This is a genomic window from Pantoea sp. Mb-10 (assembly GCF_021272205.1).
Lineage (GTDB): Bacteria > Pseudomonadota > Gammaproteobacteria > Enterobacterales > Enterobacteriaceae > Pantoea.
Window position 1 is genome coordinate 289,038 of sequence record NZ_JAJSDX010000001.1, and the last position, 17,002, is coordinate 306,039.

Below are 17,002 nucleotides of genomic sequence, written 5' to 3' on the forward strand. Positions count from 1 at the left end.
AAATCATTGTACAACCCGGCTCTGGCGGTTAAGGTATTGTTATGCAGGTCAGAATTTTTGAGGACGCTATGGCCTTATACAGTATTGGCGACGTCGCCGAGCGCTGCGGAATCAACCCGGTCACGCTTCGCGCATGGCAACGCCGCTATGGTCTGTTAAAGCCTCAGCGCACAGAAGGAGGTCATCGCCAGTTCGATGACGAAGATGTTCAGCGTATCGAAGAGATAAAACGCTGGATAGAGAGCGGTGTGCCTGTGGGTAAGGTAAAAGCGCTGCTCGAGGGCGAATCCTTCAATGTGCATGATGGCTGGACCGCGCTGCAGGAAGAACTGATGAGCGTGTTACGTCACGTCCGTCCTTCTAAACTGCGCACCAAAATTGCGACGATGGGCCGTGAACACCCGGTCGATGCGCTTATCGATCACGTGTTTGTTCCGGTACGTCAGCGTCTGGGTCTCGATCAGAATACGGCACGTACGATGAGCAGTTTACTGGACGGCGCGCTGATCGACTACGTGGCCTTCTGCCTGGCGGGAAGCCGAAAGAAACCGGGCAAAGATGGCCTTATGATCGGTTGGGGCGTAGAAGATCGCACCCGTATCTGGCTGGAAGCCTGGCGTTTAGCCCAGCACGGTTGGCGCATGGACGTTCTCGCTGAGCCGCTTGATATGCCCCGCCCTGAACTCTTTCCCGGGCAAAACCTGTTTATCTGGACCGGCAAAAAGCCTACGCGGCGTCAACTGGAGCAGTTCGAGCACTGGCAAGCACAAGGCTTTGCAACCCACAGCCACGATCCCATGCAGTAAACCGCACACGCGGCCTTTTCCGCGCCGAACTGGCGCGTTATCATGCCGCACTTCATGACTTTTAGGTTTTCCTATGAACTGGACAAAAATTCTGATCGGCTCGCTGTTTGCCCTGATGGCTATCGGCGGCATGGGCGGCGTTATGCTGGTGGGTTACAGTCTGTTGCTGCCTGCCAGCTAAATTGACGCTGGATGCGCGCCAGCAAGCGGTCGCAAATCAGCGCCAGCAGCGCCACTAACACTCCGCCCTGAATCACATAAGCGGTGTTGAAACCGCTCAAGCCAATGATTATCGGCGATCCCAAACTTTCTGCGCCCACCGTGGAGGCAATCGCGGCGGTGCCGATATTAATCATCACCGACGTGCGAATGCCCGCCAGCATCACTGGCGCAGCCAGTGCCAGCTCAATCTGCCACAGCTGCCGCCATGCACCCATGCCAACGCCGCGTGCAATGTCTCGATTGCTGTCCGGTACGCTATCCAGCCCCGCCAGGGTGCCTTGCACAATCGGCAGTAATCCATAAAGAAATAGCGCCACCACCGCCGGGCGCGCGCCAAACCCTATTACCGGCACCGCGATCGCCAATACCGCCACCGGGGGGATCGTTTGTCCTGCCGCCGCCACCGTTTCCAGCAGCGGACGAAAGGCGCGGCCAACGCGGCGCGTGGCGAAAATCGCGCTGCCTACGCCTACTCCAACTGCCAGTAAACTCCCGCTGCCGACCAATATCAGATGCGCCAGCGCCAGCCGCCAGAAGTCATCCTGCTGATAAAGCGGACGGACCAGATCGGGAAACCACCAGGCAAACAGCGGCCCGCTATGGGGCAGTCCCCACAGCAGCAGCAAAAATGCCGCCGCCAGCCAGCAGAGCGGGTCGCGTAGCGCCCGCATCAGTGCGCCGCCTGTTGTTGCAGCAAATCACCGAAGTGCAGCACGCCCAGCGGCTGCTGCTGCGCATCCACCACCGGCAGACGGTCGGCGCGACGCGCGATGAAGTGTGACAAGGCGTCGCGCAGCGTCAGCGTCGCCATAATGGGTTCTCCCGCCAGCCACTCGCCGCGTCGCACCACGCTGCCAACGCTGCCCAGCGCCAGCAGCCTGACGCCCAGCTCGCTGCGGCCAAAGAAAGTACGCACAAACTCGCTGGCTGGCTGCGTCAGCAGCGTGACGGGGCTGCCCTGCTGCACAACGTCACCGTTGTCCATCAGCACCAGCCTATCGGCCAGCGTTAACGCTTCGTCGATATCGTGCGTCACCAGTACGATCGTGCGGCTCGACAGGCGCTGAATGCGCAGCATCTCCTGCTGCAATGCCTGACGGTTAACCGGATCTAGCGCGCCAAAGGGCTCGTCCATTAGCAGCACTTCGGGATCGGCCGCCAGCGCGCGCGCCACGCCAACGCGCTGCTGTTGGCCGCCGGAGAGCTGATGCGGATAGCGCGTCGCGAGGTGCGCATCCAGATTGAGCAACGTCAGCAGTTCGGCTACGCGTGCGTTAATTTGCGCTCGCGACCAACCCAGCAGCGCGGGTACCGTGGCAATATTTTTCGCCACGGTCCAGTGGGGAAATAGCCCAATGGATTGGATGGCATACCCCATGCGTCGCCGTAACGCGCGTGCGTTCAGGTGTTCAATCGCTTCTCCGGCAAAGCGGATCTCTCCGCTGTCGTGTTCAACCAGCCGATTGATCATTTTCAGCGTAGTAGATTTGCCTGAGCCAGAGGTGCCAATCAACACCGTTATGCTGCCTTTTTCAATGTGCAGCGACAGATTGCGCACGGCGGCTTTTCCCGCAAACGCTTTGCTGACCTGGTTAAATTCAATCATGGTATCTCCAGCATAGCCGACAGCAAACGCAGCACGGCATCGGCTAGCACCGCCAGCGCCACCACCGGGATGACGCCCAGCAGCACCAAATCCAGCGCGCTGCTCAGCAGGCCCTGAAATACGATAGCGCCAAAACCGCCCGCGCCAATTAATGCGGCCACCACTGCAAGGCCGATGGTCTGCACCACGACCACGCGCAGGCCAGAAAGCCAGACCGGTAACGCCAGCGGCAGCTCCGCCAGCCAGAATTGTTGCCATGGGCTCATGCCCATACCGCGTGCGGTTTCTCTCACCTCCGGCGATACCTGCTGCAAGCCCGCGACCACGCTGCGCACCAGCGGCAGCAGCGCGTAGAGCACCAGCGCGATCAGCGCCGGGGCCATGCCAATGCCGCTGATCCCTAAGCGCGCCAGTAGCGGAAAAGCGCTGGCCAGCGCCGCCAGCGGCGCAATCAGCAGACCAAACAGCGCCACAGACGGCACCGTTTGAATCACGTTAAGCACGCTAAACGTGCCGCTTTGCCCACGCGGCGAGCGGGCAATGGCGACGCCCAGCGGCACGCCGACCAGCAAGGCGGGCAGCAGCGTGCCCCCTAACAGCCACAGATGCTGCCCCAGCGCGGCGTTAAATACCGTGCGGCGATTGGCATACTCTTTGAGCAGAGAGAGCGTATCAAGGTGGCCGCTGACCAGCAGCGCCAGCGGCAGCAGCCAGAGGTGCAGATTCAGTACGATGCGTACTGCGCTGCGCGCCGTTAACTGACGAATGATCTCTGCCGCCAACAGCAGCGTGAGCGCCACCGCGCACCAGAAACCGCTGCCAAAGGCGGTACGCACCAGCGGGCCGCCCTGCGCCAGCGCGGAGGCCGCCTCCCCGCTGAGCCAAAACAGCAGCGCCAGCAGAAGATCGACCGTTAACAGCATCGCTACCGCCCCAATGCGGCTAATGCGCCCCACCAGCCCGAGCCAAAGCGCCCCCAACGGCAGGAACAACAGCCACCCTTGCGCCACCTGCCACAGCCGCAGCGGCTGGCCCGATACCAATCGGTTAGGCGCGACGCTAAAAAGGGGTAAGGCAAGCAGCGCCAGCGACAGCAGCACCAGCAGCGTTATCAGCACCGGGCGCTGACGCGATGTCATCTCAGGCAGGCACACCGCTTACAGCAGCTTATTTTGCAGTAGCCACTGCTGTGCGACCTGGCTGGCATCCTGCCCTTCCACCGCAATCTGCGCGTTAAGCTGTTGCAGGGTTTTCTCATCCAGTTTGCTAAACACCGGCTTCAGCCACGTGGCGATATCGGGATAGTTTTCGAGTACGCTGGCGCGGATCACCGGCGTTGGCGCGTAGATGGGTTGTACGCCTTTGGGATCGCTCAGGGTTTGCAGGCCCAGCGCGGCTACCGGCCCGTCGGTGCCGTACGCCATCGCCGCGTTGACGCCCGAGGTTTGCTGCGCTGCCGCCTTCAGGGTGACCGAAGTATCACCGCCCGCCAGCGACAGCAGCTGCGACTGGTTGAGCGTAAAACCATACGCTTTTTCAAAGGCGGGCAGCGCATCGCTGCGCTCAATGAACTCGGCTGACGCCGCCAGCTTGAACGTCCCGCCTTTTTTTAGATAGCTGCTAAGGTCGCTGAGTGACGTAAGCTTGTTTTGCTGCGCGAGGTCGCCGCGTACCGCAAGGGTCCAGGTGTTGTTTGCCGGGGCGGGCGTCAACCACACCAGATGGTTTTTCTGCGCATCCAGCGCTTTGATTTTTTCATAGCCCTGCTGCGCATTTTTCCATGCCGCATCTTTTTCATCATTGAAAAAGAACGCGCCATTACCGGTATATTCCGGGTAAATATCCAGCTCACCGGCGAGAATCGCCCCGCGCACGACCTGGGTGTTGCCCAGCTGCACTTTGTTGACCGTTTTGACGCCGTGCTTTTCCAGCACCTGCAAAATCATATTGCCCAGCAGCGAGCCTTCGGTATCGATCTTTGATCCGACTTTTACCGGCTCGGCTGCGTTGGCTGCGCCCAGGCTGATTGCCAGGGCGATCGTCGCCATTAACCCCTGCTTGATCATGCCGCGTTCCTCTGAAGAAATGTCGCTGTGTGATAATCAAGCGTAGCCTGGCGCGGCCGTAAGGCCCATCCAACAGCATCATTTCCATCGGTTTTTGCAACGCAGCGCGCAGCGGGTGCAGGCAATGACTATTTCGCCCCTCCACAGGGGCGAAAATCAGGCGGTCAGGCGAAAGGTGCCAAACGTGGTGGGAATACGCGGGAAGGTGTGCAGAAACCACGGCGTGAACTGCTCGGGCGCGTGCTGCATCTCGTGCTGTACCTGCTCCACGGAGCGGTAGCACCAGGCGTCGGCTTCTTCGGGATTGAGCGCGGGCTCGTCGTCACTGATGGCGAAAAAGACGTGACCGTATTCGTGCTCCGTTAACCCATTACTCAGCGGCAAATTGTAGCTGAGCTCAAACACCGGCGTCAGCTCAAGCTGCATGCCCATCTCTTCGCGTAGCCGACGCTCGGCGGCATCACGCGTGGACTCCTGCGGATAAGGATGCCCACAGCAGGTGTTGCTCCACAATCCCCCGCAGTGGTACTTGTTGCTGGCGCGACGCTGCAGCAGCAGCTCGTGACGAGAATTAAACACGTAAACCGTCACCGCGCGGTGCAGTAACCCTTTTTCATGCACTTCCAGCTTTTCCATTTTTCCAGTGGGGCGATCGAGATGGTCAACGAGAATAACTTCAATGGCAGGCATGACAACTCCTTAAGATAAACCTCAGCTATTGTACACAGGCTGATGTGATGACGCAGAGATTCTGCGCACATTCCGTGCGATGGCGCGATCAACAGTAAGCTTAGCATTCATCACTAGAGGGGGTGAAACGGGCCGGGAGAGGCGGACACAGCAGCGGGAAAGATGAGGAAAAAACAGGGCGCTAAGCGCTAGCGCCCTGATACAGTTACAGTTTAAAGCTTTTCACCACCTGCTCAAGCTGCACGCTTTGCGCTTCCATCCCGCGGGCGGCCGCAGAAACCTGCTCCACCAGCGCGGCATTTTGCTGCGTGCTGCCGTCCAGCTGGGTAATCGCGAGGTTCACTTGCTCAATGCCCATGCTCTGCTCGCGGCTGGCAGACATAATTTCACTCATTAACGTGGTGACGCTGCTGACGCCCTGCATCAGCTCGTCCATGGTTTGCCCGGCTTGCTCTACCAGCTGACTGCCGGTGTCAATGTTCGCCACTGACTCCTCAATCAGCTTTTTGATTTCACGCGCCGAGTTCGCGGAACGCTGGGCCAGGTTACGCACTTCAGAAGCCACCACGGCAAAGCCGCGCCCTTGCTCGCCTGCGCGTGCCGCTTCCACCGCGGCGTTGAGCGCCAGGATATTGGTCTGGAAGGCGATGCTGTCGATCACGCTGATGATGTCTACCACTTTGCGCGAAGAGTGGTTGATTTCACCCATGGTGGTCACCACCTGACGCACCACGTCGCTGCCGCGTGCCGCCACCTGCGACGCGCCGTCGGCCAGCTGATTAGCGTGCGTGGCGTTATCGGCGTTTTGACGCACGGTACCGGTCAGCTCTTCCATCGACGCCGCCGTTTGCACAATTGAACTGGCTTGCGATTCGGTCCGCGCTGACAGATCGGCGTTGCCGCTGGCGATTTCGCGCGAGGCCGCAGTGATGGCCAGCGCACTGTCCCCCACCTGACGCATCAATCCCTGCAGATAAGAGATGAACTGGTTGAAGCTCTGCGCCACCGCGTTAAATTCCGGGCTGTTGCTGGCGGGCAGGCGCTGGGTGAGATCGGCGCCGCCGGAGGACAAGGCTTCAATGTTGCTGTTCAGCAGGCTGAGGCGTTTCATCATGGCGCGCACAAAGCCTAACAGCACCAGCAGCAGGATCACCACCAGCGGAATCTGCACCAGACCAAGACGGGTCAGCATACTGTGCGTCTGCGCATCCAGCAGGCTGGAAGGCACATCGCTGGCCAGATACCACGGGCTGCCAGCAATGGCCTGCAGGAACAGCGTGTGCTCGCCATCTTCCCCTTTAAAGGTGGTTTGCGTGGGCTGAGTGCCCGCCTGCGCCAGCAGCGTTTTCAGCGCACCCGCCATCGGCAGTTGGGTATCGGACAGATTCTCAAGCTTAGGCGCGCTGTTCAGCAGCGCAGCATTGCCCACCACTTTGCCATCCGCTTCCACAATCAGCACGCGACCTTTGATCGCATCGCCCATCTGTTTAGCCAGCTGGTTAAAGAAGCCCAGCGTCACGTCGATGGTGGCAACGCCCCAGACGGTGCCGTCACGGTAGATCGCCATGGCGCAGTTGGTGCGCGGCTGCGGACTGGCCGCGTCCTGGTAGGCTTTCGCCCAGGCACACTGCCCTTTTGCCGCCGCCATGCCGTCTTTATACCAAGGCTGCTCCCAATATTTGTCCGCCGCGTCGGAGTTCCAGTAGGTGTTAACCTGGAGCTGATTGCTGGCGTTGCGCGCAAAGAATGTGCTGTCTTTTTCTTTGGCCGGATCGCGACGATTGGGCAGCGGCCAGATCCCGCCGCCAAACACGTTGCTGTCCTGATACTGATTCACTAACGCCGGCAACAGGGTATCAATGGCCGCACTGTCCATGACGCCCGCCGCTTCAGTAATGGCGCGCTGCTGCGCCTGTACGCGGTTCATCTGTTCCACGATGCGCCCGGCCAGACCGTCCACCTCGTAACGCACTAAGCGGCTTTCGTTTTGCGAGAGCTGCGGCGCGATAAACTGATCGATGACCACCACGGTCACCAGCATCAGGCCAATGATAAACGCGACGAGCGCCGCGGTAAAACGTGACTGCGTAGTTTTTAACATGTGTATGCCCCTACCCTGGTTTGGACGTGCCTTGACGAGGTTAACGGCTTGTTAAAGCGGAACTTGAGGTGAGGAGGATCACAAAAAAGTGAAATAGTTGATTAAGGTGATAATTTACTCTATGGCGCCCGGTTTTGCGTTGCGCTGCACCGGGCAGAACTGCTGTTAGAGGGGAGAATCAGGCGGCGCGACCACTTCCTGACGCGGGCGGAAAATATGGTGATTGCCTTCGGCCAGCAGCCGCTGCAACAACAGCTGTCCACCGCGTTCGTCGGCTTGAGCGAAGCGGCGTTCAGCTTCGGTTATCGGCGTGGCCCACAGCAGCTGCGGGCGATCGCCTTCACGCTTGGGCAGCCGCAGCTGCCCCGTTTCAGGCGCCAGTCCATTCGCCAGCAGAAAACTTTCAAACCCGATGGGCGCCACCTCAGACGCTAAGGTGTGCCCTTCGCCGATCCAGGTCAGCCGCGCCCACGGCAAATGCGCAAATTCCGCCAGCGCACTGGCCATCTGAACCGCGTTGGCTTCGTCCATGACTTCGCCGTCCACGGCCATCGCCAGCTCAACGCGGCGATACTGCGGCGCCAGCTCGTCAAACAGATAATCTACCTGCGGCATAGGCCGAATGCTCATGCCGAGCGTCAAGAAGTACCAGACGCCTTGATGCCAGTGCTGTGAGATCGCCATCGGCGGCCAGCTGCCCTGATCGATAGCGTAATATTTTACCGACGCGCCAAACTGCGCCTCATACACGTCCATCAGCGCGCGCTGCACCTTGTCCCACAGCTGGCCGTCGTGCCAGTCACGCCAGAAGTGGCGCTGCTGCTCGGCCCGCGCGTAATACAGATTGGTGGAAGCGGACCCCAGCGGTGCGGTAAGCCAGTTCTCTTTAATGCAGCCCGCGGAAAAGCTCACCTGCTTGTGCTGATACAGGCTCCAGCCCGGAATCACCGCCAGCAGCTGGCCGTAATACCAGAGTGCGGCACCCTCATCGCTGGGCTCCCATAAAATTTGTAATCCCGCCGGATCGAGCATCGGCTCCGCTTCCAGCGTGCGGCAATATTCCGCGCTCAGCAGCGGTGCGATGCCCTGCTCCATCGCCTCGCGATCCTCTTCGGCAGGCGCGGGCAACAGATTCCGCAGCCAGCAGCCGCGCACCGCATACTGGCTGCGAAACAGATCGTTTGGCCAGATGTAAAAATAGGCGGTGCGGGCATCCTGTTCGACGATGGCGGTCAGTGTGTTTTGCTGATTCGGCACTTCAGCAATCAGGGGTTGATGTGTCATAACGCCTCGATATTGCCCGTAGGGATCCAATCTCCCTGAGAATAGAGCAGGATCGGCAGTCGCACCCTGTGACACAAGGGTAAAACTCTCAAAGTGGCGTTGCAAAACATAAGTTATGTTTATGTCTGTCAGCCGCTTAGCGGACAATGCTTAATATTTATTCGCGATTTATTTCCCGCTGCGCATGGTATTTTATTGACGCTATTCTACGTGGAGCGATGACCATGTTGCTGGATAACCTCAATCTGACCCTGGGCGATGCACTGATGCTCGCCCTGCTGCTGTGGCTGTTTATCCGTGCGCCGTGGATCATGTCAGCGCTGGCGCTGTTGTGCGTCGGGGGCACGCTGCTTATCCTGCTGCCGTTGGATATCTATTACAGCATGCTGCCTCTGCCGCTGTTGGGCCTTGGCCTCGGCATGCTGTTTCACACCCTGTATCAGCGCCGCACGGCTGCACCGGCCGCGCCGGTTCGCGCGACGCCGGGCGAATCCTAATCGCCTTCGCTGCGGCCCACGCGCTGCATGGCGCGCGAGTAGGCGCTGCGCTGAATTGACCAGCGCAGCACACTGCTGAGCACCGTCATTGCACCGTTAACCCGCCACTGCGCCAGTGGGCTCACCGGACGCTCAATGCACTGCTGCGCCCACGCAGGCAGTAACCCTGCCCCGGCCTCTAATACGATGCGCATGGCGGGTTTGGCGAGCCGGCTTGGCGCGGGCGCGTGCATCAGCACGTGCAGCACCTCGCGCGTGCGCGCATCGTAGACCAGTTCCGGGCGCATCGCCTGCAGATACGCGTCCACTTCCGGCACGCTTTTCGGCACCTGCCGCGCGCCCAGCGCTTCTGCCACCACCGCCGCCTCACGGTAATAACGATCTTGATCGGCGCGGCTGAGACACGGATTTTTATAGCGCAGGTGAGCGGCCAAAAAGCTCCGGGTTTCCGCCACGTGCACCCACGTAAGCAGATGCGGATCGCTTGCCGCATAGGCGCGACCATAGTTGTCCGTGCCGGTGACGCGCAGATGAATGCGTTTTACGCGCTCAATGAGCGTCTGTGCATCGGCGCGATTGCCAAAGGTCGTGACCGCAATAAATTGGCTGGTGCGACGCAGGCGGCCCAGCATGTCGTCGCGAAATCCTGAATGATCCCACACGCCAGCCAGCGCGGACGGATGCAGCATTTGCAGCATCAGCGCGCTGATCCCGCCGCAGAGCATGGACGGAAAATCGCCGTGTACGCGCCAGATCACGTGGTCCGGGCCGAATAAACCGGGATCGCCGAGCGGCAGCGAGAGGTCGAATTCGTTCATTGCCAGGCCGTTGATGCGGAAGATCTGTTGTTCGATGCGCGCGCGAAGGTTCATGGTAGCGAGAAAGGCGTCCGGTAGCGGGTAGATTCCGCGTCTAGCATAGCGTGCGACCGCGGTGGACGCACGCTATCCGTGCGGGCGAGCGGCGCTCAGGCCGCTCGCACCTTGAGGCTAACGCTTAGAGATAGTCAAACTCGCCGTGCTGGGTACGCACGGAATCCAGCCCGATAGCCACATTGAATTTGCCCGGCTCGGCCACCTGCTGCATCTTCTGATTCCAGAATTTAAGCGCATCCACGTCAATCTTAAAGCGCACGGTCTGCGACTCACCGGCTTTCAACATGATGCGCTGGAAGCCGCGCAGCTCCTGCACCGGACGACTGATACTGGCCACCGGATCGTTCAGGTACATCTGCACCACCGTTGCGCCATCGCGTTTGCCGGTGTTCGTCACCGTCACGCTGGCCTCCACCGTGCCGTTACGCGGCATGGTTTTCGCGGACATCTTCACCGGCGAGACGGTAAAGGTGGTGTAGCTCAAACCATAGCCAAACGGATAGAGTGGGCCGTTGACCGCATCGTAGTAATGCGACGTGTATTTGTTCGGTTTCGCGAAGTTATACGGACGACCGGTAGGCAGATGGTTGTAATAGATCGGAATCTGTCCCACCGAGCGCGGGAACGACATCGGCAGTTTGCCAGACGGGTTGTAATCGCCGAACAGCACATCCGCGATAGCGTTGCCGCCTTCGGTGCCGCTGAACCAGGTTTCCAGCATCGCATCGGCGATCCGATCTTCGTTGACCACGGTTAACGGGCGGCCATTCATCAACACGATCACCAGCGGTTTGCCGGTGGCCTTGAGCGCGGCCAGCAGTTTTTGCTGGCTGGCCGGCACGGAGAGCTCGCTGCGGCTGGACGCTTCGTGCGCCATGCCCTGCGCTTCACCCACGGCGGCCACGATCACGTCGGCTTTTTTCGCCTGCGCCACCGCTTCGTCAATCAAGGCCTGCGGCGAGCGCGTGTCCACGCTCACGGCGGGTTCGTACTGATTCAGGAAGGCCTGCACGCCCGGATTATCCGTGACGTTTGCCCCTTTGGCATACAGCACCGTGCCCTTACCGGCCATGGCGTTGCGCATACCTTGCAACAGGGTAATCGACTGCTTGGCTACGCCTGCGGCTGACCAGCTGCCCATGATATCGCGCTGACTGTCTGCGAGCGGCCCTACCAGCGCCACCGTCGCCTCTTTTTTCAGCGGCAGGGTGTCACGCCAGTTTTTCAACAGCACCATGCTTTTCCGCGCGACATCGCGCGCTTCAGCACGGTGCAGGCGGCTTTCCGCATTGGTGTCCTGCGGATCGCTGGCTTTTGGCCCTAAATGGCTATAGGGATCGTTAAACAGGCCCATGTCATACTTGACGTTCAGCACGTGGCGCGCGGCGTCGTTGATCTCCGCCATGCTCACCGCCCCGCTTTTCACCAGACCCGGCAGATATTTGCTGTAGTACTCATCGCTCATGCTCATATCAATGCCGGACTTCAGCGCCACGCGCACCGCTTCCTGCGGATCGCCCGCGACGCCATGTTTGATCAGCTCTTTAATGGCACCGTGGTCGCTGATGGTGATGCCTTTGAATTTCCACTCATCACGCAGCACGTCTTTCAGTAACCAACTGTCTGCGGTGGCCGGGACGCCGTTCAGGCTGTTCAGCGCCACCATCACGCCGCCGCTGCCCGCATCAAGCGAGGCTTTGTATGGCGGCAGATAGTCCTGGAACAGCCGCTGCGGGCTCATGTCCACGGTGTTGTAATCGCGTCCCCCCTCCACCGCGCCATAGGCGGCGAAGTGCTTCACGCTGGTCATGATGTTGTAGCGATCGGCGGCGCTGTTGCCCTGCATCGCCTTGACCATGGCGCGTCCCATTTGGGCGGTGAGCCACGTGTCTTCACCAAATCCTTCAGAGACGCGGCCCCAGCGCGGTTCGCGCGTGACATCCACCATGGGTGCCCACGTCATGTTCAACCCGTCGTCGGCAGCTTCATAGGCAGACACGCGTCCCACTTCCGCCACGGCATCCACGTCCCAGCTGGCAGCCAGACCGAGCGGGATAGGGAAAATGGTGCGCTGACCGTGCACCACGTCATAGGCAAAGAACAGCGGAATTTTCAGGCGGCTAAGCTGCATAACCTGATCCTGCATCGCACGGATGTCGGGGCGCGTGACGGTATTAAAAATGGCGCCAACCTGACCGTGCTGAATCATGTCGCGGATCGCCTCTTTCGGCGTATCCGGCCCCACGCTGATTAAACGCATTTGTCCGATCTTTTCATCGAGCGTCATTTTGCTGAGAAGCTGATCCACAAAAGCGTCGCGCGCCTGTTCCGTCATCGGATGGGGGCCAAACAGCGTCTCCGCGAACGCGGGTTGTATAGCAAGGGAAACAGCGAGGCTAACAGAGTAAATCCATTTCATCAGGTCGGGTTCTCTTAAGTAACTGCGCAATATGAAATAACCGGGGCAGTGTGCCACAACATCAGAATAGCAGGTAGCCACAGATGTCACAGTGCGACCACCTCGACGCTGCATGCTACAGTAAAAACGCTGCGTTATAGACAAGGACAGGCTAATGACTACTCACATCTCTCACTCTCCGCTGCTGGCTGAACTGCGTCGCCTCGTCGGATCGTCGCATGTGTTAACCGATGCAGAACAGACCGCACGCTATCGTAAAGGCTTTCGCTCCGGCGGCGGCGATGCGCTGGCGGTTATCTTCCCCGGCTCACTGCTGGAGCTCTGGCGCGTGCTGCAGGCGCTGGTACAGGCCGATGCCGTGATTCTGATGCAGGCCGCCAATACCGGTTTGACTGAAGGCTCAACGCCGAGCGGCAACGACTACGATCGTCCGGTCGCGATCGTGAGTACGCTGCGTCTCGACAAACTGCAACTGATCAAAGGCGGCGAGCAGGTGCTTGCGTTTCCTGGCAGCACGCTTTACCAGCTGGAGAAAACCCTCAAGCCGCTGGGCCGTGAACCGCACTCGGTGATCGGTTCCTCCTGCATTGGTGCCTCGGTGTTGGGCGGCATCTGCAATAACTCCGGCGGTTCCCTGATCAAGCGCGGCCCGGCCTACAGCGAGATGGCACTCTACGCGCAGCGTGATGAGCACGGCAAGCTCAAGCTGGTCAACCATCTGGGTATGGATTTGGGCCACTCGCCGGAAGAGATTCTCGGGCGGCTGGATGATGACCGCTGGCAGCAAAGCGACGTGCGCTGGGACGAGCGTCACGCCTCCGATCATGACTACGCCGAGCGGGTGCGCGATATCGAGGCTGATACCCCTGCACGCTTTAATGCCGATGCGCGACGCCTGTTTGAGGCCTCTGGATGCGCCGGAAAACTGGCGGTGTTCGCCGTGCGCCTCGACACCTTCCCCACGGAGCCTAAACAGCAGGTGTTCTACATTGGCACCAACGATCCTGCGGTGCTGGGCGAACTGCGTCGCCATATTCTCAGCCATTTCGCCAACCTGCCGGTGGCGGGCGAATACATGCACCGCGACATCTTTGATATCGCTGAAGTCTACGGCAAAGATACTTTCGTGATGATCGACAAACTCGGCACCGATAAGATGCCGCTGTTCTTTACGCTCAAAGGCCGCGTGGACGCTTGGCTTAACAAGCGCAGTTTCGTTAAACCGCACCTCACCGATCGCCTGCTGCAGCGGCTGAGCGGCTGGCTGCCGTCCCACCTGCCGGCGCGGCTCAAGCAGTATCGCGACAAGTTCGAACATCACTTGATGTTAAAAATGTCCGGTGAGGGCGTGGCGGAAGCGCAAGCGTACCTGCACGAATACTTCCGCGAAGGCGGCGGCGAGTTTTTCGTGTGCGATGCCAAAGAGGGGGCGCACGCTTTCCTGCACCGCTTTGCGGCGGCGGGCGCAGCGGTGCGCTACCACGCGGTGCACGCCGATGAGGTAGAAGATATTCTGGCGCTGGATATTGCCCTGCGCCGCAACGATCGCACCTGGTTTGAGCAGCTGCCGCCGGAGTTTGACGACGCGCTGCTGCACCGCCTGTATTACGGCCACTTCTTCTGCCACGTCTTCCATCAGGATTACATTGTGAAAAAAGGTGTGGACGTACACGCGCTGAAAGAGAGGATGCTTGCGCTGCTGAATGAACGCGGTGCCGAGTATCCGGCAGAGCATAACGTCGGCCATCTTTATCAGGCGAAACCGCAGCTACAGGCGTTTTATCGTCAGCTGGACCCAACCAATACGTTTAATCCCGGCATTGGTAAAACCAGTAAACAGAAAGGGTGGGCGGTAAAAACCTAAGCCAGACAAGACGGGCGGCTCTCTGGCCGCCCGCGCGTCAATGCTATTGCGTTAGCTCATCGCTCGCTGCCGCCTGTTGCAGCGCACGGCGTTCAATGATCATGGTCTGCGGCGTGGACAGCACAATGCCCTCTTTACGCAGCCGCGTTAGCATATCAAACAGCAGATCGCTCTTGGCGCCCGAGATTTGACGCTGGCTGGCAACGTTACCGGTGACGCTCAGCACAATGCCCGCAGGCGTGAGATCTTTAAAGGAAACCGACGGCTCAGGCGTGTCCAGAATGCGTTCGTTTTCCTGATACACCTCCAGCAAGATTTCACGCACCCGCACCGGATCGATATCCAGCGGGAAGGTCAGCTGGATAGTGACCACGCCCTGCGCGTTACCCATGGTGGCATTACGCACGTTCTGCGAGATGAACTGCGAGTTTGGCACGATTACCGTGGATTTATCCCCCAGCTGGATCTCGGTGGCGCGCACGTTGATGCGGCGGATATCCCCTTCAATACCGCTAATGCTCACCAGATCGCCCACTTTGACCGGGCGCTCGGTCAGCAGGATCAGGCCAGAGATAAAGTTCTTTACGATCTCCTGTAGACCAAAACCGATACCCACCGACAGCGCACTGACGATCCACGCCAGCTTGTTCCACTGTAGCCCCATGATCGACAGCGTCAGCAGAATGACCAACACATAGCCGATGTTGCTAAACAGCGTGATCAGCGAGACGCGCATCCCCACGTCCATGGTGGTTTTCGGCAGGAAGTCCTGATCCAGCCAGCGGCGTACCGCGCGCAGCAGATAGATGCCCACGATCAGACACAGAATCGCATTGACCATGTGCGCAGGCACAATGTTGAGCGACTCCAGGCCTTTGCCGCCCCAGAATTCAATCACTTTCTGGATAAGCTCAATCGGCGTGGACGAGGCGAAGGTGCCGTTCAATAGCGCCAGCGCCACAAAGGCCACCAGCACGGTTTTGCCCAGCGCCGCCAGCAGCGTAGCGGTTTGCTGCAAATGGCGTTCATCAATGTTGAGCGACGTCTGCAACCATTTACCGGTACGGTTACTTACCGAGAACAGGCTGTCGCAGCCATCGTTGAGTAAATGGCTCAGGAAATAGAACGAGCCAAACACGATACCGCAGGTAATGACCTCGTAAGCCAGGAAGCGCGCCAGCGTAACATAGCCGATGATCAGCGAAACCAGTATGGCCAGCGCCGTGAGCGTAAGTCCCAGCTGAATCAGCCCGACAATCGTCGGACGCGCCTCGGGCGCATTGCCCTCATGCGCCATACGTCGCCGTACCCGATTCGTACGCAGGCTGATCGCCAGTCCGGTGAGACCGATCAGCAGCGCGGTCAATCCGTTGGCGAAAATGGTGGTGTTCAGACTGGTGCCAACGCTGTAGTTAAAGGCTTCTACCGTCTGGAAGATAAACACCAGCGCCGCGGTGATCGGCGGGAAGGGTTTCAACGCCAGCGCCACTTCATTTGACAGGCTCGGCAGGCGCCAGCTTGGGCGGCGCGTGGAGAGAAACGCGCGTCCCAGGCCGGCAATCAGTCCGCAATAAACGCTCAGGCGTACCAGGCGATCGATAAAATCCTGCACGTCATCGGCGATTGCATCGCGCCGGGCGAACGCCAGCGCCACAAAGTTAAAGGTCAGCACCACCGCCGCGAGCGTGGTCAGCGCGATTGCGGCGGCCAAGAAACTGCGACGCAGACGCCCTTCCGGCAGCTTATGAATGCTCACCCAGGCAAGAAACTCTTCGCCATAGCGACGACCCAGCGTCATCACCAGCATCGCCGCCACCAGCCAACCAACGGTGCCTACGCGCCAGCCCGACTCCCACGACAGCGCGGCGGTGTCCTGCAGTTCGCTAATAAACTCGCTGATCTTCTCGCCGTCTAAATCCTGACGGCTGATCAGCGGTGCCCAGAAGCGCGGGCCAAAAATACTGCCGGAGTTCAGCGCCAGCTGGCTTTTTAACTGATCGCGCCGCAGGTTGACAATCTGTGAGGAGAGCATCAGCGCGCCATTTTTGATCCCTTCTGCCTGCTTGATTTGGTCGGCGAGCTTGTCTTTCTGGCTGCCCAGCGAGGCGCGTTTGCGCGTCACTTCAGCGGTCTCTTTGACGCCGCTGTCGGGCTTGGGTGCCGGTCCCAGCACCGCCAATTGCGCGTCCAGCTGCTGCATCTGCGGCACCAGCGCCTGCCCCAGGGTTTCGGCATTGCCCGAAAGCTCCAGCGCCATTTCATTCAGCTGATTGAGTTGGTTCTCATTGGTATCACCCGAAACTTGCCCCTTAATTTTGTCGAGAATTTTCTGCATTTTGGGCAGCTCGACAGTCGGATTAGCCTTGGGTGCGGCGTCCTCTTCCTGCTGTGCGGTCGCCGGATTGTCGTCCGCCACGCTAAGCGCGGGCGCCAGACAAACCATCAGCAGCAAGAGAGGCGTTAACAGGAAACGAAGCTTAAACATATCAATGTCATTCCAGCGGAAAACGGCCAATTGAAGAGGAAATCGCGCCCAGTGTAGGGCCTGCTTAAAACGGAAACCATAGGAATG

Annotated in this window: 14 protein-coding genes; 4 read left to right on the forward strand and 10 right to left on the reverse strand. The window is 59.5% G+C overall.

Annotated features, from left to right (window positions below):
• Positions 1-68 precede the first annotated feature (68 nt).
• The gene (locus LU196_RS01350) at positions 69-806 is read left to right on the forward strand and encodes a MerR family transcriptional regulator (protein ID WP_232757939.1); all 738 of its coding nucleotides are present in this window, start codon (positions 69-71) and stop codon (positions 804-806) included.
• Positions 807-879: 73 nt separating this feature from the next.
• On the forward strand, positions 880-987 hold the full coding sequence (locus LU196_RS01355) for a hypothetical protein (protein ID WP_232757940.1): 108 nt from the start codon (positions 880-882) through the stop codon (positions 985-987).
• On the opposite strand, the gene LU196_RS01360 is transcribed toward LU196_RS01355, so the two are convergent.
• From LU196_RS01360 to LU196_RS01390, 7 genes are all read right to left on the reverse strand, one after another.
• Entirely contained in the window at positions 947-1,699 is a 753-nt protein-coding gene (locus LU196_RS01360; RefSeq protein ID WP_232757941.1) for an ABC transporter permease, read from the reverse strand. The genes LU196_RS01355 and LU196_RS01360 overlap by 41 nt on opposite strands.
• Positions 1,699-2,634, reverse strand: coding sequence for an ABC transporter ATP-binding protein (locus LU196_RS01365; RefSeq protein ID WP_232757942.1), 936 nt, complete (start codon positions 2,632-2,634; stop codon positions 1,699-1,701). Before LU196_RS01365 ends, LU196_RS01360 begins: the two co-directional genes overlap by 1 nt.
• Positions 2,631-3,773 carry an ABC transporter permease gene (locus LU196_RS01370; RefSeq protein WP_232757943.1) on the reverse strand — a complete coding sequence of 381 codons (1,143 nt, stop codon included), beginning with the start codon at positions 3,771-3,773 and terminating at the stop codon, positions 2,631-2,633. The genes LU196_RS01365 and LU196_RS01370 overlap by 4 nt, the downstream gene beginning before the upstream one ends.
• An 18-nt stretch (positions 3,774-3,791) precedes the next feature.
• Entirely contained in the window at positions 3,792-4,700 is a 909-nt protein-coding gene (locus LU196_RS01375; protein ID WP_232757944.1) for an ABC transporter substrate-binding protein, read from the reverse strand.
• A gap of 156 nt (positions 4,701-4,856) precedes the next feature.
• Entirely contained in the window at positions 4,857-5,390 is a 534-nt protein-coding gene (gene idi / locus LU196_RS01380) for an isopentenyl-diphosphate Delta-isomerase (RefSeq protein WP_232757945.1), read from the reverse strand.
• 205 nt (positions 5,391-5,595) lie between these two features.
• Positions 5,596-7,491 (reverse strand): methyl-accepting chemotaxis protein, encoded by a 1,896-nt coding sequence (locus tag LU196_RS01385; protein ID WP_232757946.1) that lies wholly within the window; start codon positions 7,489-7,491, stop codon positions 5,596-5,598.
• Between the two features lie 165 nt (positions 7,492-7,656).
• Entirely contained in the window at positions 7,657-8,775 is a 1,119-nt protein-coding gene (locus tag LU196_RS01390) for a suppressor of fused domain protein (protein WP_232757947.1), read from the reverse strand.
• Between the two features lie 224 nt (positions 8,776-8,999).
• Here LU196_RS01390 and LU196_RS01395 point away from each other — a divergent pair, with 224 nt between their 5' ends.
• Positions 9,000-9,272 (forward strand): hypothetical protein, encoded by a 273-nt coding sequence (locus LU196_RS01395; RefSeq protein ID WP_232757948.1) that lies wholly within the window; start codon positions 9,000-9,002, stop codon positions 9,270-9,272.
• On the opposite strand, the gene LU196_RS01400 is transcribed toward LU196_RS01395, so the two are convergent.
• A complete protein-coding gene (locus LU196_RS01400) occupies positions 9,269-10,144 on the reverse strand; it encodes an oxygenase MpaB family protein (protein ID WP_232757949.1) in 876 nt (291 codons plus the stop codon). The two genes, LU196_RS01395 and LU196_RS01400, sit on opposite strands and share 4 nt — an antisense overlap.
• A 124-nt stretch (positions 10,145-10,268) precedes the next feature.
• Positions 10,269-12,566 carry a beta-glucosidase BglX gene (gene bglX, locus LU196_RS01405; protein WP_232757950.1) on the reverse strand — a complete coding sequence of 766 codons (2,298 nt, stop codon included), beginning with the start codon at positions 12,564-12,566 and terminating at the stop codon, positions 10,269-10,271.
• 154 nt (positions 12,567-12,720) lie between these two features.
• On the opposite strand from bglX, the gene dld reads away from it, so the two are divergent.
• On the forward strand, positions 12,721-14,430 hold the full coding sequence (dld, locus tag LU196_RS01410) for a D-lactate dehydrogenase (RefSeq protein WP_232757951.1): 1,710 nt from the start codon (positions 12,721-12,723) through the stop codon (positions 14,428-14,430).
• 43 nt (positions 14,431-14,473) lie between these two features.
• Here the strand turns inward: dld and LU196_RS01415 are convergent, their stop codons facing one another.
• Positions 14,474-16,915: a DUF3772 domain-containing protein gene (locus LU196_RS01415; protein ID WP_232757952.1), complete on the reverse strand. Its 2,442-nt coding sequence runs from the start codon at positions 16,913-16,915 to the stop codon at positions 14,474-14,476.
• Positions 16,916-17,002 lie beyond the last annotated feature (87 nt).